The sequence below is a fragment of the Methylobacterium sp. E-025 genome (assembly GCF_022829705.1).
In the GTDB taxonomy this organism is placed as follows: domain Bacteria; phylum Pseudomonadota; class Alphaproteobacteria; order Rhizobiales; family Beijerinckiaceae; genus Methylobacterium.
Genome location: NZ_JAKSYR010000072.1, coordinates 1 through 18,364 on the forward strand (window position 1 = coordinate 1; position 18,364 = coordinate 18,364).

At 62.9% G+C, this 18,364-nt stretch carries 32 protein-coding genes; 14 read left to right on the forward strand and 18 right to left on the reverse strand.

Annotated features, from left to right (window positions below):
* From MKK64_RS08320 to MKK64_RS08330, 3 genes are all read right to left on the reverse strand, one after another.
* Positions 1–254: hypothetical protein (locus MKK64_RS08320; protein WP_243933433.1), on the reverse strand; the 254-nt coding region annotated here is incomplete at its 3' end.
* A gap of 278 nt (positions 255–532) precedes the next feature.
* Positions 533–1,951 carry a globin-coupled sensor protein gene (locus tag MKK64_RS08325; RefSeq protein ID WP_243933435.1) on the reverse strand — a complete coding sequence of 473 codons (1,419 nt, stop codon included), beginning with the start codon at positions 1,949–1,951 and terminating at the stop codon, positions 533–535.
* 139 nt (positions 1,952–2,090) lie between these two features.
* Complete coding sequence (locus MKK64_RS08330) at positions 2,091–2,594, reverse strand: MucR family transcriptional regulator (protein ID WP_243933440.1); 504 nt, start codon at positions 2,592–2,594, stop codon at positions 2,091–2,093.
* A gap of 171 nt (positions 2,595–2,765) precedes the next feature.
* Between MKK64_RS08330 and MKK64_RS28400 the strand changes: the two genes are divergently transcribed.
* A complete protein-coding gene (locus MKK64_RS28400; RefSeq protein WP_409567921.1) occupies positions 2,766–3,026 on the forward strand; it encodes a PilZ domain-containing protein in 261 nt (86 codons plus the stop codon).
* A gap of 430 nt (positions 3,027–3,456) precedes the next feature.
* On the opposite strand, the gene MKK64_RS08335 is transcribed toward MKK64_RS28400, so the two are convergent.
* From MKK64_RS08335 to MKK64_RS08360, 6 genes are read right to left on the reverse strand one after another with little or no spacing between them, the layout of a single operon-like run.
* A complete protein-coding gene (locus tag MKK64_RS08335) occupies positions 3,457–3,696 on the reverse strand; it encodes a hypothetical protein (protein ID WP_243933442.1) in 240 nt (79 codons plus the stop codon).
* Positions 3,693–4,124, reverse strand: a complete 432-nt coding sequence (locus MKK64_RS08340; RefSeq protein ID WP_243933451.1) for a hypothetical protein — start codon at positions 4,122–4,124, stop codon at positions 3,693–3,695. The genes MKK64_RS08335 and MKK64_RS08340 overlap by 4 nt, the downstream gene beginning before the upstream one ends.
* A complete protein-coding gene (locus tag MKK64_RS08345; RefSeq protein WP_243933453.1) occupies positions 4,124–4,606 on the reverse strand; it encodes a hypothetical protein in 483 nt (160 codons plus the stop codon). Before MKK64_RS08345 ends, MKK64_RS08340 begins: the two co-directional genes overlap by 1 nt.
* Positions 4,603–4,944, reverse strand: coding sequence for a hypothetical protein (locus MKK64_RS08350; protein ID WP_243933455.1), 342 nt, complete (start codon positions 4,942–4,944; stop codon positions 4,603–4,605). Before MKK64_RS08350 ends, MKK64_RS08345 begins: the two co-directional genes overlap by 4 nt.
* A complete protein-coding gene (locus MKK64_RS08355) occupies positions 4,941–5,378 on the reverse strand; it encodes a DUF5681 domain-containing protein (protein WP_243933457.1) in 438 nt (145 codons plus the stop codon). Before MKK64_RS08355 ends, MKK64_RS08350 begins: the two co-directional genes overlap by 4 nt.
* A 57-nt stretch (positions 5,379–5,435) precedes the next feature.
* Entirely contained in the window at positions 5,436–5,687 is a 252-nt protein-coding gene (locus MKK64_RS08360) for a hypothetical protein (RefSeq protein ID WP_243933459.1), read from the reverse strand.
* Positions 5,688–5,968: 281 nt separating this feature from the next.
* Here MKK64_RS08360 and MKK64_RS08365 point away from each other — a divergent pair, with 281 nt between their 5' ends.
* A complete protein-coding gene (locus MKK64_RS08365) occupies positions 5,969–6,238 on the forward strand; it encodes a hypothetical protein (RefSeq protein ID WP_243933461.1) in 270 nt (89 codons plus the stop codon).
* On the opposite strand, the gene MKK64_RS08370 is transcribed toward MKK64_RS08365, so the two are convergent.
* Both MKK64_RS08370 and MKK64_RS08375 read right to left on the reverse strand, forming a co-directional pair.
* Positions 6,222–6,470 carry a hypothetical protein gene (locus tag MKK64_RS08370; protein WP_243933471.1) on the reverse strand — a complete coding sequence of 83 codons (249 nt, stop codon included), beginning with the start codon at positions 6,468–6,470 and terminating at the stop codon, positions 6,222–6,224. The two genes, MKK64_RS08365 and MKK64_RS08370, sit on opposite strands and share 17 nt — an antisense overlap.
* 55 nt (positions 6,471–6,525) lie before the next feature.
* Positions 6,526–6,813 carry a hypothetical protein gene (locus MKK64_RS08375; RefSeq protein WP_147725432.1) on the reverse strand — a complete coding sequence of 96 codons (288 nt, stop codon included), beginning with the start codon at positions 6,811–6,813 and terminating at the stop codon, positions 6,526–6,528.
* 98 nt (positions 6,814–6,911) lie between these two features.
* On the opposite strand from MKK64_RS08375, the gene MKK64_RS08380 reads away from it, so the two are divergent.
* From MKK64_RS08380 to MKK64_RS08400, 5 genes are all read left to right on the forward strand, one after another.
* Entirely contained in the window at positions 6,912–7,667 is a 756-nt protein-coding gene (locus MKK64_RS08380; RefSeq protein WP_243933473.1) for a hypothetical protein, read from the forward strand.
* Between the two features lie 16 nt (positions 7,668–7,683).
* Positions 7,684–8,034: a hypothetical protein gene (locus tag MKK64_RS08385; RefSeq protein ID WP_243933475.1), complete on the forward strand. Its 351-nt coding sequence runs from the start codon at positions 7,684–7,686 to the stop codon at positions 8,032–8,034.
* Positions 8,035–8,111: 77 nt separating this feature from the next.
* Positions 8,112–8,351, forward strand: a complete 240-nt coding sequence (locus MKK64_RS08390; protein WP_243933478.1) for a hypothetical protein — start codon at positions 8,112–8,114, stop codon at positions 8,349–8,351.
* Positions 8,352–8,363: 12 nt separating this feature from the next.
* Positions 8,364–8,540, forward strand: coding sequence for a hypothetical protein (locus tag MKK64_RS08395; RefSeq protein WP_243933480.1), 177 nt, complete (start codon positions 8,364–8,366; stop codon positions 8,538–8,540).
* A 58-nt stretch (positions 8,541–8,598) separates the two neighbouring features.
* Complete coding sequence (locus tag MKK64_RS08400; RefSeq protein WP_243933482.1) at positions 8,599–8,916, forward strand: hypothetical protein; 318 nt, start codon at positions 8,599–8,601, stop codon at positions 8,914–8,916.
* A 4-nt stretch (positions 8,917–8,920) separates the two neighbouring features.
* Here MKK64_RS08400 and MKK64_RS08405 read toward each other — a convergent pair whose 3' ends face one another.
* Genes MKK64_RS08405 through MKK64_RS08420 form a run of 4 tightly spaced genes read right to left on the reverse strand, consistent with a single transcriptional unit; the run spans position 8,921 to position 10,426 of the window.
* Entirely contained in the window at positions 8,921–9,274 is a 354-nt protein-coding gene (locus tag MKK64_RS08405; RefSeq protein ID WP_243933484.1) for a hypothetical protein, read from the reverse strand.
* Between the two features lie 35 nt (positions 9,275–9,309).
* On the reverse strand, positions 9,310–9,759 hold the full coding sequence (locus MKK64_RS08410; protein ID WP_243933491.1) for a helix-turn-helix domain-containing protein: 450 nt from the start codon (positions 9,757–9,759) through the stop codon (positions 9,310–9,312).
* Positions 9,756–10,049 (reverse strand): hypothetical protein, encoded by a 294-nt coding sequence (locus MKK64_RS08415; protein WP_243933493.1) that lies wholly within the window; start codon positions 10,047–10,049, stop codon positions 9,756–9,758. The genes MKK64_RS08410 and MKK64_RS08415 overlap by 4 nt, the downstream gene beginning before the upstream one ends.
* On the reverse strand, positions 10,046–10,426 hold the full coding sequence (locus MKK64_RS08420; RefSeq protein WP_243933529.1) for a hypothetical protein: 381 nt from the start codon (positions 10,424–10,426) through the stop codon (positions 10,046–10,048). The genes MKK64_RS08415 and MKK64_RS08420 overlap by 4 nt, the downstream gene beginning before the upstream one ends.
* On the opposite strand from MKK64_RS08420, the gene MKK64_RS08425 reads away from it, so the two are divergent.
* Positions 10,307–10,594: a GCG_CRPN prefix-to-repeats domain-containing protein gene (locus MKK64_RS08425; RefSeq protein WP_243933527.1), complete on the forward strand. Its 288-nt coding sequence runs from the start codon at positions 10,307–10,309 to the stop codon at positions 10,592–10,594. The two genes, MKK64_RS08420 and MKK64_RS08425, sit on opposite strands and share 120 nt — an antisense overlap.
* Before the next feature lie 359 nt (positions 10,595–10,953).
* On the opposite strand, the gene MKK64_RS08430 is transcribed toward MKK64_RS08425, so the two are convergent.
* Genes MKK64_RS08430 through MKK64_RS08440 form a run of 3 tightly spaced genes read right to left on the reverse strand, consistent with a single transcriptional unit; the run spans position 10,954 to position 13,504 of the window.
* Complete coding sequence (locus MKK64_RS08430; RefSeq protein WP_243933495.1) at positions 10,954–11,865, reverse strand: DUF1376 domain-containing protein; 912 nt, start codon at positions 11,863–11,865, stop codon at positions 10,954–10,956.
* Positions 11,862–13,274, reverse strand: coding sequence for a replicative DNA helicase (locus MKK64_RS08435; protein WP_243933497.1), 1,413 nt, complete (start codon positions 13,272–13,274; stop codon positions 11,862–11,864). Before MKK64_RS08435 ends, MKK64_RS08430 begins: the two co-directional genes overlap by 4 nt.
* Complete coding sequence (locus MKK64_RS08440) at positions 13,271–13,504, reverse strand: hypothetical protein (RefSeq protein WP_243933504.1); 234 nt, start codon at positions 13,502–13,504, stop codon at positions 13,271–13,273. Before MKK64_RS08440 ends, MKK64_RS08435 begins: the two co-directional genes overlap by 4 nt.
* 605 nt (positions 13,505–14,109) lie before the next feature.
* Here MKK64_RS08440 and MKK64_RS08445 point away from each other — a divergent pair.
* From MKK64_RS08445 to MKK64_RS08470, 6 genes are all read left to right on the forward strand, one after another.
* The gene (locus MKK64_RS08445) at positions 14,110–14,574 is read left to right on the forward strand and encodes an Arc family DNA-binding protein (protein ID WP_243933512.1); all 465 of its coding nucleotides are present in this window, start codon (positions 14,110–14,112) and stop codon (positions 14,572–14,574) included.
* Between the two features lie 371 nt (positions 14,575–14,945).
* Positions 14,946–15,731, forward strand: a complete 786-nt coding sequence (locus MKK64_RS08450) for a Gp138 family membrane-puncturing spike protein (protein ID WP_243933514.1) — start codon at positions 14,946–14,948, stop codon at positions 15,729–15,731.
* Between the two features lie 7 nt (positions 15,732–15,738).
* Entirely contained in the window at positions 15,739–16,716 is a 978-nt protein-coding gene (locus tag MKK64_RS08455) for a phage protein (protein WP_243933515.1), read from the forward strand.
* A gap of 196 nt (positions 16,717–16,912) precedes the next feature.
* The gene (locus MKK64_RS08460; protein ID WP_243933517.1) at positions 16,913–17,068 is read left to right on the forward strand and encodes a hypothetical protein; all 156 of its coding nucleotides are present in this window, start codon (positions 16,913–16,915) and stop codon (positions 17,066–17,068) included.
* Entirely contained in the window at positions 17,068–17,592 is a 525-nt protein-coding gene (locus MKK64_RS08465; protein WP_243933524.1) for a hypothetical protein, read from the forward strand. The genes MKK64_RS08460 and MKK64_RS08465 overlap by 1 nt, the downstream gene beginning before the upstream one ends.
* Positions 17,593–17,594: 2 nt before the next feature.
* The coding region (locus MKK64_RS08470) for a hypothetical protein (RefSeq protein WP_243933525.1) at positions 17,595–18,364 on the forward strand (770 nt) is incomplete at its 3' end.

Sequence of the window (18,364 nt, forward strand, 5' to 3'; positions counted from 1 at the left end):
ATCGCGACGATGAGATTGGCGTTCGCAACATCGATATGAGGTAGCCTACTCGTTTCCCGGCTACGCAGGTCGGAGAGCAACGCCGTCATTTCATCCCGCCGTAGCCGCAGGTCTGCGAGGATCACCTCGGCCCGCGCCGCCTGCAGGCTCGTAGATTGGCCCCCGGCCAGGAGCGCTACGGCGGCGACATCGGTCCGAGCGAGAGCCGATTGCCCAGCCCCCTTCGGGCGTAGTGGAATGATCTGTCGGCTCATAGTTCCGCATCCGCCTATCGGGAGGCTTGTAGCCCTGATGCCGGCATACAGCCTGCCAACGACAATGAGAGTCCGTCTTGTAGGCAGGCGTGATGCCTTGCCACCGGTCGCCGTGCATCAATCTCACGCCGCCTGAGCGTTCAACGTACCTAGACAGGCTGCGCGACCACAGATGCCCTGAGGCTTGATGCAAGCTACAGGCGCCCCCCAGAAATGGTGGTAGAGTCGTAGGCGTTTGCCCTTATCGTGCTCCTGTCAGGTTTGTGACGGCAAGCCGATCATGCTGCCCGCCCTTGGGCTACCAGAATAGACATGGCGTTCTCGAGTTTGACCGCCTCACTTGCCAACTGACGAGCAACACCTTGCAACTCGTCCGCTGCCGTTCCAGCCGTGTTCGCTGCGTTGCTGACGCCCGTTATGCTGCCAGCGACCTCTTGGGTACCTGCAGCGGCTCGGCTCACATTCCCTGCGATTTCTTGGGTTGCCGCCCGCTGCTGATCGACGGCGGCTGCCATCGTAGCGGCGACCTGATCCATCTCGCTGATCATTGTGGCGATCCGCTCGATCGCCGTGACGGCAGAAGCTGTGGCACTCTGCATCCCTGCGACCTGCGCAGAGATTTCTTCCGTTGCCTTTGCGGTCTGGCCGGCGAGGCTCTTCACCTCTGCCGCCACCACAGCAAACCCACGACCCGCCTCGCCAGCCCGTGCCGCCTCGATCGTCGCGTTGAGAGCCAAGAGGTTGGTCTGGCTGGCGATAGAGGAGATGAGCGACACGACATCGCTGATACGAGATGCGGACCCGGACAAGCCTTGGACGGTCGCGTCGGTCTGCTGTGCTGCTTGGTTGGCAGCTTGCGCGATCACGGCGGCACGTGTGACTTGCTGTGACACCTCGCTCAACGATGCCGACAACTCCTCCGCCGCCGCCGCTACGCCATCGACGTTCTGGGAAGCCTCCTGTGACGCGCCTGTCACGGTCTCAGCAAGGCTCGCGGTCTCGATGATGGCTTGGACAGTGAGCCCGGCACGACTGCTGACGGCGTTGGCCCCCTCAGTCACGCCGGCCACGATGTCCTGGACTTGGTTCTGGAAACCTTTGAGTTGCATGAGGGCATCATGGCGCCGCTCGTCATCGACCCGCGTGTAGGTCTCCAACAACAATTCCAGATCGAACCAAGCCAGTTGGCTGATGACGCTGGTAAGAGCCCGATGCTCGCTAATCCGCTTCAACGTTCGGGGCGTCCCGAACGCTTGCGGGATCGGTGCGGCCAGACCAAGTTCACGAACAAGGGCTCGCGACACGACAGAATGGCAGATGACGATAGCGTAAGCCGGTACCTTGTTTCTGCTGAACGCCGTTGCCAACCGCTCGATTGACTCGTCAAAGGCCGCCCCGATTTCACCGGAGGCAACCATGATCCAGTGCGCGAGGCGTGCTTCATGAACCTCGGGCACTCGCAACGCCGCATCAATCTCTGGCCAACTTGCAAACGTTTCCTGCAATTCGAAGAGCAACGTAGGCATGCGGTTCCGCACGACTTCCGCCTGAGCTCTGATCAATGCAAGATCATCGGCACCAACGCCAAAAACACCGAGACTTTTCTTGTGCTTGGTGCCGATCATTGTCGTTCTAAGCTCGTAAGGCAAAATCAAATTAAGTATCGCACCAAGCCCAAAATATTTGATTAATTCCACCGCTGGCTCACTCAAAAGTGAAGCTACCGCACCGCCAGCATACGAAGCTGGCGGTGATCGGTCAGGTAGCAAGGTGTGCCATTGAGTGGCCTCAAGCTGTTTCGGCAGCCTTGCTCCACCCACGGACCTTCGAGGCAGTCTACGAAGTGCTATCAGCCTTGGCCCTGCCACCGCGGGTCGCGGGTGTCGCGGCGAAGATGTCATCCAATGAAGTAGCCTTGAGCGATGACTTCCGCCGCATCTGACCGAGACCAAGGGAGCGCGCCAGCTCGGAACGCTGCGCCGAGTAGTTGGCGGTCGTCATCGGGTAGTCGGCCGGCAGGCCGTATTTCGTCTGGTAAGCTTCGGGGGTCAGACCCCGCAGTGTCAGGTGCCGGCGTAGCGTCTTGTAGGATTTACCGTCCTCGAAGCTGATCAGCGCATCCGGCGTGACCGACTTCTTGATCTGAGCTGCGGTCGCTTTCTCAGGGCCCACGGGTTCGACCGGGGCTTCATTGCCGAGGCCAGTAAGGGCAGCATGCACCTTGGTGATCAGAGCCGCCAGTTCGCTCATCGGCACGTTGTTATTCAAGACGTAGGCGGCGACGAGTTCGGCCGTCATGTCGAGCTTGTTGTCAGACAAGCCCTGTTCCGTTTCGTCCATAGCTGACTCTCGATCGCTTGCAACCTACAGAGGCAAATATAATACACATATCCCGCTAAAGTGGAAGATGGCGTTCGGAAATTTGTTCGGATTTTGATCAATCTAGTCCTTTTGTCAGCCTTTCTGAACCATTGAGCGCCTACGCTTCCGTCATTCGATGGACGAAGCAACATGGACGAACCCAATTATCCCCGGCGATCTCCGCGCCGTGAGACAATGATTATCGGGGCGCTCCGCACGGATGATGGGGATGAAATCCCTTGCGTCGTGCGGGACGTTTCAAAGGAAGGGGCCAGGATCTCGGTCTCACAGAGAGAACCGCTATCGGGTTGTGTCGAACTGAAGCTACAGGGTTCTCAGCGATCAGTGCGCATGCGGGTCATGTGGCGCGACGGTCCTTTCGCCGGCTTGTCAATCCTCAATGTTAGTTAGCTCCAGAGCTCAACGCATGACAGAAGTTTCGATGCTTTATTATTTAATGCGTTATCTTCGTTCACATGCCTGCAAGGCTTGAAGGCAACCATGCCAATCTACCGCTTAGAATGCATCTTACGCTTCGATGATGGGCGGTCTGGACGAGCAGTGGACGGCCGCAACATTCAGGCAGACTCCCCTGCAGAAGCTATCGCGTTCGCCAAACTTTACAAATGCAATCACCCTGCCATGGCACTAATGGCAGCGTCGCTTTATAGCACGGGCCAAACCATAATTTGGTCATTCAGAACGGATTTATCTTCCAAGTCAGGATCAACACATACGAGAAATTAACCCAATCTATATCTTTCGTACCGCGCCATCTGCTCGTCCGCCGTCAGTTCCGGGCGAGTGATGCAAGGGACACCGTTGTGGTGCCGCGACCTTCTCAAAGAAGCCACAGCGCCGGAGTGCCCCTGAGCATGGCGTCGTAGTCCGCGGCGATCTCTTTCAGCGTCCGGGTCGCGTAGTAGGCCGCCTGCTGCGGGGTGCGCTCGCACGGCTCTTCCAGGAGGGCTTCATACCGGAGCCGAGCGGCCTCGATCTCATCAGGCGTGTAGTGCCTGGGCATGGTCTCTTGGGTAGCTTCCAAGGCGGCCAGGCGCTTGCTGAGGATGGGCGGCGTCACAGGCTTACCCATTCAGTCGCGAGGATGATCGCCGGCTCTGCGTCTACGAGGTAGGGGTACGCCTGGAACGCCTCGGGCATGTCCGCGATCAAGGATCGGATCGCCACCTCGTTGCGGTCCATTCCAGTCGCCGGCCCGCCGTTCCGCTGGCTCAGGAGCAGCGTGACCGCCTCGCGGTGCCGGGAGTTCCACCCGATAAAGGCTGCCCCCTCGGCCTGCATCGCAGCCCGCGTCTCTTTGACATGCCCGTAACCGAGCGCCCGCGCCACGCCCTCAGCTATGGACTGCTTGGCCCCGAGGCCGCCAGCGTGGACAGCCAGGAGCAGCAGCAACAGTCGGATGCCAGGGTTCAATGGGTTGGCCATGGCAGGAGGCAGAACAGCTTGCCCTTCGAGCCGGGTCAGCCGCGTCATCAGGTTCGAGGTCATTAGTGCGTCTCCACGGGCTCGGCCGGAACGCCATAGGCGGTGAGGGCGCGGGCGAGGGTGCCGCTATCGTCTGCCGCGGGCCAGTCAGGGTTCTGCGCCTTCGCTCCGGCCCACTCATTCAGCGCCGCGATCATCATCTCGGAACTGCAGCTGTGCGGATCAGGGCAGGCGGCAGCGCCGTACCGTTGGCACAGGGCGGCGTCCGCCCGTTCGATCCGCTGGCCCCACTCATCAGGGCTCGTTTCGGCCTGGGCCTCCATGTCGTCGTGATCGGCATACCCGAGCGCCCGAGCGAAGCCGTCGCTGTAGGAGTCCTCCACATGCGGCGAGGCCGAGGACTGCGGCCGAGGATAGCCGCCGAGCGCAATGGCGACGGCCCGGAGCCAGACCTGGGTCAACTTACGGGATGCCGGTCCCTGGCCGCCGCGCCCCGCCTGTCCGGCTTCCAGGCGGTTCAGACGCTCGATCAGCTTCGGGGTCATTGCACGTTCCTCGGCCGGTCCAACTGGAAGGTGAAGGCAGCGCAGGTCTTCGGCCACTGGCCGGCTGCCCCGGCCTGTGCACGCGCCTCCTCCGTCAGGATGGCGGGAGACAGATCCCGCGGCGGCTCGCCCTCGGCCATGCGGTAGTCCCCAACGTTCATCACGAAGGCGTCGTCGCCGTCGTGGATGGCGTGGCCGCGGGCTTTCAGGAAGGCGACGATATCGCTGAGCGGCGTCCTAGGCGGAGCCTCAACCTGAAAGACGAGGTGCTTGCTGGTCGCTATCGGCGCGCACCCTGCTTCCAGGCGTGTCAGCCTATCTATCGTACGCAGCGTCATCGGCGCCCTCCTTTGTTACCTGCTGTCTCTTCCAAGGCAGCAAGACGCCCGGCGAAGTCGACGGCTTCGATGGCCTTCACGTGCGCATCAACGAGCTTGGACAGTTCGGCGGCCTCGCTTGGAGTGATCTCGCCGTCGGCGACACCCTGCATCAGAGCCTTGGTCGCCTTGGTGAGGTCGGCTGCCGTCTCAATCTCAGGGAGCGTGAAGGTGATCGGCCGGTCCTTCCGAACCGGCATCAGCCGATCCATGCACATCCGCAGCGCGACCGTATCGCCGCCCAGGGCCATCTCTATTGCCCGACGGGTCAATGCCTCGCTCTCGCCATCCAAGATGGCTTGCAGGGCCAGGGTCGAACGGTTGCGGGCGCCCCTTGGGCGGCCGCTGGGATTGCCGCTCCGGCCTTGCTCGAATGGCCGACCGTCACCCGGCATAGGCATCTCCTAGGCGCGAGGATGGCTGTAAAAAGCAGCGGAGAAACAGCCAAGCCCTCATCTCAACTGCTCCGGCGTAAGGTCCTTCAGCGGCAGGTCGGTCGGCCGCCCATCCTCGGCACCAACGACGACGCGGATGATGTTCAACGCCTTCGCATCGAGGTGATGCCCCCGCTCGCGGAGGAATGCTGCAGCATCACCTGCACCTAAGTCATGCGGGCCTTGGACCAAGAAGCAGCGCACCGCACTTGGCGGCTTCACGATGATTGCGGTTTCAAGACGCCCGAGACGGGTCAGAAGATTTTGCATGTCAGATCCTATCGAGGACTAGTATAACAATAGATAGGATCAAACTACAGGGGTGGCGGACCGTAGGGTGCGGACGGTGCTCAGGTCATCGGAGCGGCTACGACATGATCGTCGGGTGTCCGGCCTTACAGCAGAGGCTTCAGTAGGCTTCATAGGCTAGCCTCGGCACACGACAGCCTGAGCGAAAAACATGTACCCCGCTGTCGGCCGCGGCGATGATGGCAATGGCGCATTCCGCCGGAGGCTGCCTACATCGTTGGCACCTTACCGGAGTGCGGACTATGAGCAGCGGACACGTCTACACCTTCGCCGAGATCGACGGCACGCGGCTCGCAGCAACGGCGGATCGGGATGGAGCGAACCTACCAGGCGGTGCGAGCGGCTGGCGTCGGCTCGCCAAGATGGACGCCAACGAGATGGACACGATGTCGGGGATCGTCGGCCTCGGAAACGCGGCCGAGATCCTGACCGATATCCGAGAGAGAGGTCTGTTCCTGACGGCCGCGAAGGATGCCGATTGGGTGACGCCAGCGTTCACCGAGGCCGATTGACGGGTAAGGTTTGGGTCGCGGCCATCATTGTGACAGCGGGGTCCGATGCCGTCGGCATGTCGAGGAACGCCACTTTCAATCCGGCGGCGAGACCATGAAGGGCTGCGGCAGCGGCCTGCTGGCGAACCTCTCGGGCGTCGTCGCAGACCTCGATGGTGACGGCGGCCGTCATGGCGGCCTGCCGGGCGGCCTGAATGCCGGCGACGAAGGCGGCTTGCTCTCGGGGCATCATGGCTGTCTGCGCTCCACTACTGCACGGACCTTGGCGAAAGTTTCCGAGCCGATGGTCATGCGGCGCTTCCAGGAGTTGCTTCAATCTCAGCAATCTCAAGCGCGTGCAGCACCGCGCCTGCGACCACGTCGGCGCCAGTACGGCCTTCGGTGGAATTCGGGAACACGGCGAGGTCCTCAATGCCGGTCGGGCCGGGTGCGATCACGCTGACGTGCAGCGAAGGGGCGGTGTCCGGGCCGGCCTCGGTGCGCAGCACGACATCGAGGCCGGCGGCGGTGCCGTAGATCCAGACCGTATGCAGGGTCTCACGCTTGGCTTGGGGGAGGCCAACGACGTTACGCATGTCCGTGCACCCCTCAATGTCGGTTCGCCGGACAAGGTGGCGTCCTTGCCCGCTCTAGGCCCCTTGCGGCGAAAGGCAGTGTGGACGACCGTGCGTCCATGCGCTCGACGATGCTTCCGCTTGTGCTCGCCCCCATGATCTTCCTGGCGCTCATCCAAGCCGGGGGAGCCGAGGGGGAGGTGGACATCGACGCAGCCGCTCGCGAGGCGCTGTTCAACAAGTCCGAAGCCACGGAGGTCTCGGAGCGCCTGCATGCCGATCCGCGCACGGCACGGGTCATCGCGTCCTGCCCCGCCGATGTGTTCGAGCGAGAGCGTCCGATCTGGCGTGGACTTGCAGCTCCGCAGCGGCCCTCGGAGCGAACCTGCGCCCTCCACCCGGCCGACTGCTACGGCTTGTGCGTTCGCTGGGCGAACGGGCCAGCCTGTTTCGACCTCGCCCAAGCCTACGAGCATCACTCGCTCGATGTCCCCGATGCGTTCGACGGCCAGCGCTTCCACGCGCTCGCCTGCGCGATGGGCTACTCCGCCGGCTGTACGAACCGCGCCGCCGGCATCCGCAACGGGCACTACCACGACGCCTTCCGCGGCGCTCCGGTTGCGGACAAGCAGTCCTGTGAGTACCGCAGCTTCCTCCTCGACTGCGATCGGCGCGGAGCATGGGGCTGCGCCATGCTGGGACAGTCCTACCGCACCGGCGAGGGGGTGGCGGCCCAGCCACAGCGGGCGCGGGCAGCGTTCGAAATGTCGTGCGAGATCAACCCGAAGTTCGCCGCCTGTGATTTCGCGAAGCAGCAGCTCAACATCATGGACCGCCCATCCCCGGCAGAGGACGCGGGGTCGGATGCTGACTGATCGGAGAGCGCACGTGATGGGTCGAGTTCTGGATGATGCGGGCCTCCCGCCGCTGCTCGCAACGGTGATGAGGCCGTGGGTGACGGCCATCGAAACCGGCACGCTGGGGATGCGTGAGGTGGTGGCCTCTGCAGCGGCGAGCACAGCGGCAAGCCTGAAGCGGCGCGTCGTCGTACCGCCCTGGCTAGATATCGCAATCACTGAAGCGGTGGTCGCATCCGTCACTTTCGCAGAAGCCCTCGATAAGCAGGACGCGAGGACGGCCGAACCTCGTGCGGCGGCTCTCGTGGCGCTGGCGGTGGTGATTGAGAACCTGCGGACGGCCAAACCTAGCGATGACACGCGGGCGATCGGGCTCGGGTGGTAGGTGCGTGCAGTCGTGCTCGACCGGCCCTGGACCCACCCCAAACCCGGCGCGTTGCTCCTGCACACTCGGAGCCTGCGATGACTGTCACCCCGAACGCGTCCAACGAAAATCTGACGCTGGCTGATGACGACGGCGGCAATCCGCGCCTCAACGACGGTGAACCGTCCGACGCGCCCCTCGATGGACAATCCAGCGAGGGCTTGGCTGACGGTATAACGAACGAGCCGCTGCCCGTACCTAGCGAGAGCGCCGATGTCGGCTTGGCCCAGAAAGGCACCGACGAGGACGTGATCGTTCGCCGCGAAACCGAGATCTGAAAGGCCGCCCCCATGTCCGATGACCCCATCGACACGCAGGCCCAGCGGATGCCGAACGGCACGCCGAAGCCCGAGGGCAGCGCGATCACCTCGGTGGATACGACCACCGGTAAGATCAAAGAACACGGCGGCCCGATGGACCGACCGGGTACGGAGGCTGAGGACGAGGCTCGGAAGCGAAGCGAGTAGCTGACCACTGGCTTGCTCTATGCGTCGCTAGAGTCTGCGACTGACGTGAGACCTTCGGATGACAGGCGACATCGTTCCAAGAACCCGCGGCTGGCAGGCTGCCGTGGTGGCATCGGACCCGCCCGTGATCACCGTCACCGGGGAGATTGAGCTTGGGAACGTGGATGAGGTGCCGCGCCTTGGCTTGTCCGAACCTCAGGGTCCGGATGCTTCTGTCTTGACGCTGGAGGTGGAGATCGCGACCGGCGGCCCAAGCGAACTGGTGATGCATTGGGCACCCATTGAGTTCCGCCATTCGCTGCCGGAGCCGACGCCATCAAAAGTTCGAGTCATGTGGATGGGCATCGAGGTTGCCATTCTCGACGCCACCGTATGACGCGCTACCGTCCCGATCGCCACCGCGGCAGCCCTGTCCAAGCAGCACTAATGATGCTTTCGCGGCGCTCAGCGCGGTCAGGAGCGCCATCGGCGACCGCGCGCAGCACGGCCTCCATCGCTGCGCTACCGCCCGCTGCTGCGGCTTCCTCTTCCTTTCGACGGATGGCTGACTGGAATGCCTTCCAAGCGGGACCGTCTGCAGGCTGCCTTTCGACAGCGGCAACGACTGCCATCAGCGCCTCGACGATCGGAGCAATGGCTTCTTGCCAGGGTGAAGTTATCGTCGCGGCCATCTCGGCTTTGGGACTCGCAGCTAATAGGGCGGCGACGTGACTGGTGGTGCGGGGGCGGATCATGGTGCTGATCTAATCTGGTGCGTGATGGCGCGGGATCATCGGGATCTCACTTCAGGGGCCTTCGCGGCTGTCATGGTCGGCGGCAACCCCGCCAGATAGGCGTCGAGGTCTTCCTTCCGAACGACCGTTGCGCTTCCGATCTTGCGAGCCCCGAGCTTCCCATCCGTGACCAGCTTGTGAAACAGGGCCATACTGATCCCGAGGATCTCGCAGACCTTCTTGGGTCGGTACGCGAGAGGGGTCAGGTCTATGGCGCGCAGGCCGGTAGTCGGTTGCGCTGGCACCTCCACACGGACACGCTCGGCCTCGGCGAGAAAAGCGGCCTGAACCGCGATCTTGGCCTCGCGCTCGATCACACCCCGAATGAACGACTCCGAGAACATGCTTCGTAGGGCCGCGATCGTGGCGTCCGCGACGCGGGCCGCGGTCTCGTCCACGAGCTTGTCGAGGTCAGAGGGCTTGGCCGGGATAGAGCGGCCCTTCATGCCCTGTCCTCGTTCAGGCGTTCAAAGAGTGCGGCCAACTCCTCGTCCGTGACATCCCAGGTCGCATCGCTCGGAAACGCGTAGGAGACGGAAGCGCTGTCCGACCGCCGGATGATACACCAAGCCGCGAAGCCGGCCCGTGGCGGCACCTCCCATCCTGCGATTTCGGCAGGCGTCGCTCGACGATGGCGATACTTCCGGCCCAGATTGGCCTTGAACCACTGACGATCGAGGTCGGTCGCTGGCATCGGCGGTTCCTCGTTTTGGGAAGTGAGGTCTGTGAGGATCATCGGCACACCTTCCAGACCGCAAAGCCGGTGCCGTCGAGCAGGGCCAGGATCTCGTTGGCCTTGGCTGCGGCGAGGCTCAAGGAATGAGGGGCAGCCTGAGGGATGAATGCCGTGGCTGAACGGATCGCTTGGCAGTGGGTCAGCATCGGTTCAGCGACTGAGGTGCAGCCTTCGAACTCGCCGGTTGGTTGAGAGCGATGCCGGGCGCTAACGAGGTTCAGGTCATGACGCGCATGAAGGTGCTGGGAATAGCCGCTTTGATAGCCGCAGGGCTTGGTTCGGCGACCTCGGCGAATGCCGCTCCCTTCTTGTCCGGTCAGATCCGCAGTGATGCGGTAATCGAACTTGTGGCTGGCGGATGTGGCCCCGGCTTTCATCCAAATCCGTGGGGACGCTGCCGGCCGAACGACCGTGGATACGGCTACGGTGGTGGTCCTCATGGGTACTATGAGGGGCGGCCAGCATACGGCTACGGCGGCGGGTATGGTCGTCGCGGTAGCGACTACGAGTACGGCGGTCCGCGCCGGTTCTACGGCGGCTATTAAGGCCATCAGGGCTGGCGGTCTTTCGGCTGCCAGCCCATAAACCTGCAATCGAAGGCAGCATGCTGGCGCGGGGTCATGGCTGCGACTTCTGGATGTCGCCAACGGTCTGAGGGGAAACGCCCGCCCGGCGAGTGATTTCGTGATCGGTGATGCTGTGACCGAACAGGGCCAGCACGTCGCAGTGGTTGTCGGCGTTGGTTCGGTGCGGGTGTCCCGATTGGAGGTCGCCTCGGCCGTCGTCATACCTGCTGCGTGGGCGAACCCGTCCATAGGGCCAGCAGCGGCAGCCTTCTCGCCCGGGCTGTCAGTACGGTCGTGAAGGGCGCGGACCTTGGCGAAGGTTTCGAGGCCAGCGGGCATCAGCCTACCCTCCGAAACTGCGCAGCGCGATCCGCCCCGTTTCCGTGGACGATCCCGATTTCGGCGAGGATTTGGGCCGGAACCTTCGTCCGCGGGTCGTCAGGCGGCTCTGTCCGCTGCTGCCAGGGCCAGTGGCCCCCTCTGGCTTTCCAGGCCTTCACCCGTTCGCGCCAGACGTCGGTCGAGATCTCGGCCGTTGGCGCTGCCTCAACGGCCTTCGCAGCGTAGTCTCGCCAGCGCTGCTGGTGCAGCCAACTGTCGGCGGTCTTCACAAACTCGGTACCAGCCTTGCCGATGCGCTCTTGCTCGGCAGCGTAGGCCTTCGTGCCAGCAATGATCTCGGCAGGCGTCGCGCCTCGTCGTCGAGCCTCCAGCCAGCGCTTCCGGGCTAGGGTCGTTGGGAAGACCGAGCTACGCTTCGGGTAGGCTGCCTTGAACTCGGCGAAGCCTTCCGGGTCCTCGTCCCCCGTGGGGACTATAGGGGTTTCTTTAGCTTTAGCTTTAGCTGCTTTCGTTTTGCTTTCCGTTTCCTTCTCGATCGCAGAACCTGATGCTTCCTCCTGATCGTGCAATTCCAATGGCTTAGGCCGTCCGCCCTTTCTCCCGGCGGCGCGTTTCCGCTCGACTTTTTCGCTGACGAATTGATGCTCGCGAGCGACCTGTTGGTTGCTCCAATTGCCATTTTCCAGGACCCAATTGGCCAGCACGATTGGCTTCAGAACAGCCCATCGCTTCAGGGTGGTCCCGAGCATCCGGGCGAACCGAGCGTCATCGTCGGGCAAGCAGCAGCCAGGCGAGCGCCAAGCGAAGATCTGCAGCCGGAAATAGGCGCCAGCCTCTTCGTTCGTCATGTGGGCGGTGTCGGCGATATGCCGATCTACGCCCACCGGCATGGTGGGAAGCGAGCTCATCGGGCGGCCTCCGCCAGCACGTTGCAAGCGACATCGCAGAAGCAGGTGACCCGGATCGTCGGACCGGAGCGCTGCTTCAGGATCTCGATTTCCAGCTCGTTTTGGCAATCGGAGAGTCGGATATCCTCCTCGTCCGTCCGGCCGACCTTGTGCTCCAGGTAGTAGGACTCTCGGAACAGCCCGAGCACCACGTCGGCATCCTGCTCAATCGAGCCGCTGTCCCGGAGGTCGGAGAGCAATGGGCGCTTGTCGGGGCGCTTCTCTACCTCGCGATTGAGCTGGCACAACCCGATGACGGGGATGCCTAGCTCCTTCGCCAGTCCCTTCAGCCCGGAGGAGATCTCGGTCATTTCCTGAACCCGGTTACCCGAGTAGCGCTTGGACGGCCGGATCAGCCCGATGTGGTCGACGACGATGGCAGCCAGCGGCTTGCCCTGTCGTTCGGCCTGCAGCCGCATCTGCCGGGCTCGGGCGGCGATCTGAGCTAGCGTCAGACCGGCCTGCGGCTCGATCCAGACCGGGATGCCGGTGCAGGTGCGTTGGGCTTCGATGAGGCGCTCCATCGCCTCGTTCGAAAGGCTGCCCGCGTCGGCGATGGCGCGATACGAGATCATCTCCCGAGCCCGCGGATCGTAGGCAATGGCGGCCATGACGCGCTCGCTGAGTTCGTCCCCGTCCATTTCCAGGGAAAAGAACCCGACCGGGCCGGAGTGCCGAGCTGCCGAAATCGCGACGTGCAGACCGACCGTCGTCTTGCCCATGGCGGGGCGCCCGGCGAGAATGACGAGCTGTCCCGGACGCATCCCGAGTGTTGCTGCATCGAGCCTCGGTACGCCGTACGGCACGCCACGAGGTGCGGTCCCCTGTCGGATCTGGTTGGCCCGGGCGAGGACGTTGGCGGCGCTGGCACCGAGTGAGATCCGCCGGGCGTGCTCGGCGAGGGCGGCGCTGGCCACCGCGTCCAGCGCCTCGATCATGCTGCCGGCGGTCTCGGCCGGGTCATGCACGGTGCTGCCCGTCATCGCTGCAATGCCAATCTGCGCCGTCTCGAACACGGTCCGCATCCGTGCGGCCTGCGCGATGAGGCGGGCGTAGCTCGGGGCGTTGCTGACGGTGGTGGCGCCGTGCATCAAGTTGACGAGGTACTGCCCAACCGAGACCCCGCCGAGGTCCGCATCACCCAGAACTGCCTTCATCAGCCCCAGGTCGATCGCCTCGCCGGCATCGCGACGGACGACCATCGCTGCGAAGATCTGCTGATGGACCTGGTCCGAGAAATCGTCCGGCTGGACGAAATCCCGAGCCCGGTCGATCGCATCGTTGTGGTGGAGGATGGCGCCGAGCAGCCCTTGTTCGGACTCCACGGCGTTCGGCGGGACGGCTTTGAGCGAAGCGTTAAGCGCGCTCATCGCGACACCTCTCGCTCGGCGGCCTGCAAGGCCTCAATCAGCTTCGGCAGGCGGTCCAAGGCGAGGCAGAACCCAGCCTTGGTTGGGAAGGGCTCGCCCTGTTTCGGCTTCGACAAATCGTAGAGCCGGAGATCGACGAGGCGGCACCCCGCATGGGTCACGAGACCGATGCGGAGTTCCTGGAAGTTGTTCTTCCGGACGGTGGCGATCGTGCGAGGAGTACCCGTCATGGGCGGCACCGCCAATCGTCGCGAGAGGGAAACGCTAGCTCGGCCAGGGCTCCGGCCGTGGCAGGCGGGAGACCGAAGCGTCGAGCGATGAATAAGTCTTGCCGAAGGGGACGAACCGCCGTATCTCTCTGATCGCAAGCCGCCACAGCTGCGTTCGAGAGCCCTGCGTTCGCCCCGCGCGTCGCGGGGTTTCTCATGTCCGGTTCCTGCTGTTGAGCGCTGGCCGGATGGCTCGGCGCGGAAAGCCAGCGGGACGCGCCCGCCGGCATGGCGGGGCTCAGGCGGCGATCGGCGCTGGCAGACCAAGCATTTCGCGAAGCTTTGCGGTCGGCACGCGGTACTGTGTGCCGACGCGAAAGGCTGGGAGGGAGCCGTCTTTCGCTGCCTGATACGCAGCCCGTCGCCCTACTCCGAGGACTCGACCAGCCAGAACCACACTCACCGCAGGCTTCGTAAGGACCTCAAGGATGTCATCGCTCATGTCGTCCTCTTTAATGCGCCCGGATATGGGGTTAATTACGACGTAGCGCGCAACGCGGTCCCGCGCAACCCTTATTGCGCCCGAAATCGTTCCCATGTATGCGAATGCGACAGGAGCGATAGCGATGAGCACCGAGAGCACCCCAGAGCCCAAGCGACGCGGGCGTCCGCCCAAGCCCGCTGCGGAGCGGAAGTCAGACAATTTCAAGTTCCGAGCGCGTGGATCAATTCGAGACCAGCTTGAAGCATCTGCCTCGAAGAACAGTCGATCGCTTAGCGAAGAAATAGAATTTAGGATCGGACAATCGTTCAATTACGACGATATACACGACGCTGTTGACGATGGATTTACACGCAACATACGGCTACTTTTTGGGGGCGCCGACCATACAATTACTATGATCGAATTGGCAGGTTATTTACGCCGGTCTATCCAAGCAGCAGATACTCAGGTCGATAGCGACGAACCGTGGTTCAGCAACGACCTAAAAAAGCAGATCGTTGAGGACACATTCGTCCATTTGGCGAAACGCGCGCTTAAAGGTGCGGCGGCCAGAGCCCAGCAAGAGGCCAAATCATTGAAGCCTTGAGACGGCCTGAACAAGCAGACATGCGCCTGAGACATACCCGCCCCATTCCAATCAAACATCAATAGCACCTATTTGACATAAAGCGTTATAGGAATGCATTTTTCTCATATATTGGCATTCCGTATTAGCGCAAGACAATATCGGCGCTTCCCCTATGATCCGTCTGGGGAGTGCTGATTATGCCGTCGCGTTATTCATCGCATCTGTACATCCGTTTAGACCGATCGCTTCGGGTAGAGATCACGTCCGCGGCCGCCGCCGAAGGCGAAACTGTTTCGCATTTTACACGTGATCTGCTCCGCTCAGCCCTAAGCGCTCGACGCCAACCGCATGCCGGCGCCCGCCGTCACGTGGAAGGTTGAGGACGGCCCATGGACCCGCGCACGCGATACGACGACCCGCTCGAAGTCTTCGAGAGCTTCGCGGATCAGGTCAGGTCCAGCGTCATGACGGCGATGCCGGTTCGGGTGATCAAGGATGCGGACGGGCACACCGTCTCGATCCAGCCAACGGTGAAGGCAGTTTTTCGAAAGGAAGACGGGTCGTTGCAGCAGGTGGATTACCCGCCGATCACCGATGCGCCGATCCAGTTCTCGGGCGGCGGCGGCGTGACCTCGACGCACCCGATCAAGCAGGACGACGAGGGCATCGCCCTGTTCATGGCCCGCTCCATGGATGCCTGGCACCAGCAGGGCGGCACGCAGGCCCAGATCGACGCCCGTGTGGCTGACCTCTCGGATGCCGTCTACATCCCCGGCATCCGCTCCACGCCGCGCAAGCTCCCGAAGTTCAATCCCGACGCGCATGAGATGCGATCGGATGACGGGAAGCACGTCGTGTCCCTGCACCCTCAGAAGGGGGTCACGGTCTCGGTGGACGACGGGAAGCACACCCTCGCCTTCGACAAGGACACCGGCATCAGCATGAAGTCGGGTATGGCGATCGCGATGGAGTCGGCCAAAGGCTTCGCGCTCAAGGGCGACTTGAACGTCAAGGGCAAGGTGAGCCCGAGCGGCGGCCTTTTCGGGAGCGTGTTCCAGGGCATGGCCGGCGGCGCCATGGTGCTGCTCATTGCACTGCTCGCATCCCAGGTCCGAGCCATCCCTGAGCCGGTCCAGCGCGCGGCCTACACCCTCGCTGCTCTCGTATCGAGGTAATGGAGCGATGGGGCAGCAATACCTTCGCCAAGTCACGGTTGTGATCGATGGCGGCATCAGCTTCACCAGCGACGGCGACAACGGCCCGCGCGTCCGGTTCGACACACATCAGTTCGTCTCCTCCACGCCGGCTCACGCAAACATCTACGTCTCGAACCTGTCGAAGGACAGCTATGCAAAGCTCGCGAAGGAAAATTTGAAGGTCACGCTTTCGGCCGGATATCGCGATGGCGGCACATCAATCATCTTCAGCGGAGAAATCCGGCAGGCTCGAAACTTTCGCGAGGACATCGCCGACGTGGTGACGCATATCGTTGCAACCAGTTCGGGGAATGCACGCAACTTCGCGACGCTGAACAAGACCCTTGCCGCCGGGCACACGCACGATGACCGCGTGCAGATGGCTCTCAGTGCCTTCAAACCATTCGGTGTCACGGCAGGGCATATCGACAAGCTCGGCGGCCCTAAGTTCCCGCGCGGGTTCCTTGCGTGCGGCATGGCCCACCAGATGCTCCGCGATGTCTGCCAGGCGCGCGAGGCGCAGTGGTTCAACGTGAACGGCCGCTTCCACGTCCTGAAGGCTGCAAACACGCTCCCCGGCAGCACGATCGTCCTGAATAGCTCCTCCGGCCTCATAGGGATGCCTGAGCAGACAATCGGCGGGGTCAACTTCCAATGCCTGCTCAATCCGCTCATCGTCCCCGGCTGCAAGGTCAAAATTGACGAGAGCAGCATTGTTCGCGCGGCATTCGATCCATCGGTGGCCGGTCAGGGCAACAATGCCCTACTTCAGTCCGGCAATCTCATGGGCGTGCAGGCCGACGGCCTCTATAAGGTGCTGAAAGCCGAGCATAGCGGGGACACGCGTGGCAATCAGTATTCCACGCTAGGCGTAGGCGTTGGCCTCAATGCCGACTCCCGCGAACTCCGCTCTATCGGCATCAGCGACGACCTCAACAACGATGCTCCCACGGCGGGAGGTTGAGATGGGTGAAGTGGTCCCGCTCCGCCTCCGCCCGATAGCCACGGAGACGGCGCCCGACGTACCGCGCACCTACGTCGAGATTGGGCACATGTGGACCGTGGCGGCCGTCCGCGTCGTCGTCGCGACTTGCCCCGGTGAAGAACGCTCAGGCCCCTTCAGGGTGGTCCTGAGGGCTGCGGGCGTGCCGGATAGATGCGTGCTGTCGATGACGGCCGAGCCTGAGCACGAGGCCGAGTTGATGGACTGCCTCGACGCCTACTGCCACGCGATGGCGCAGACCCTGAACTACGCGTCGTCCTATCCCGCGACCCTGGTGCCGCCGCCAGCCGATCCGCCGAGAGGGGCCGCCTGATGCCGGTCGAGCGCGGCAAGGATCTCACGAAGGAACTAGAGCGCACCCTTCGCGACCTCGCGTCGATGGAGGTCGTGATCGGCATCCCGTCCGAGGCCGGCGCACATGGCGATAGCGGGCTCACGAACGCAGCGCTCGGATACATCCACGAGTACGGCGCCCCGGAAGCGAACATCCCGGCTCGCCCGTTCCTGTTTCCCGGCATTGAGCGCATTCAAGACAAGATCACCGACGAGCTCGCGAAGGGGGCCTCCCGCGCGGTTGAGGCTACGGTTTCGAGCGGCAACCGGACGGCGGGCAAGGCCGAGGGGGCGAAAGCCCTACAGCGTGTCGGCCTGCTCGCGCAGAGCAGCGTCCGCGGCGTCATTACGGACGGGATCGCCCCGCCGCTCGCCGCGCGCACTGTGTATGCCCGACTGCATCGAAAGAAGAACAGGCGCTCGCCTGGACCGATGACCCCGCTCGTAGACACGGGCAAGCTTCGGGAAAGTATCACCTACATTGTCAGACCGAAGGAAGACTAGGCATGTCGAACGACGTTCTACGAGCATTTATTGTCTCGCTCGGCTTCAAGGTCGATGAGGCCGGCGCCAAGCGGCAGCAAGAGGCGATCGGCAAGACCGAGCGCGCCGTTGCGGGCCTTGAGAAGACCGAGCGGGACGCGCACGAGGCCGGTGCTAGACGGGCGGCCGAACTTGAACGTCGGGCGGAAGGCATGGCAGCGACGGCGAGGCTCGCGTCTACTGGCCTCCTGGCGTTTGCCGCAGTCGCGACCGCTGCAATGACCGCTCTCGCAGTACACCTGCAAAAGTCACTCGGCGAGTTCGATCGACTCTACTACGTCGCCGGCCGAACCGGCGCGTCCGTCAACAACATCAAGGCGCTCGGCCACGCCTTTGAGCAGACAGGCAGTTCGGCCGCTCGCGCGATGGGAATGCTGGAGAGCTTCGCCAAGGCTCGCCGCACGAACCCCGGCATCGATGTTATGCTGAAGAACTACGGCGTCGATACCAAAGGCGATGCGAGCGACGTTCTCAGCAACGGCATGGACGCTATCACCAAACGGCACCCGCACTTCTCAGGCTCCCAAGTGGCCGGTATCCTTGGCATCTCGGAAGAAGACTACGAGCACTGGAATAGGACGCGACCCGAGCGGGAGAAGTTCGCGAAGGAGTACAAGGCGCTTCAGCAGTCCCTCGGGGTTAACGGCAATGAAGTCGCATCGAATGCAGCCAAGATCTCACAGGCTTATGGTTCGTTCAGCGCCGTCATCGAAGTTGTGGGCCAGAGGATCAC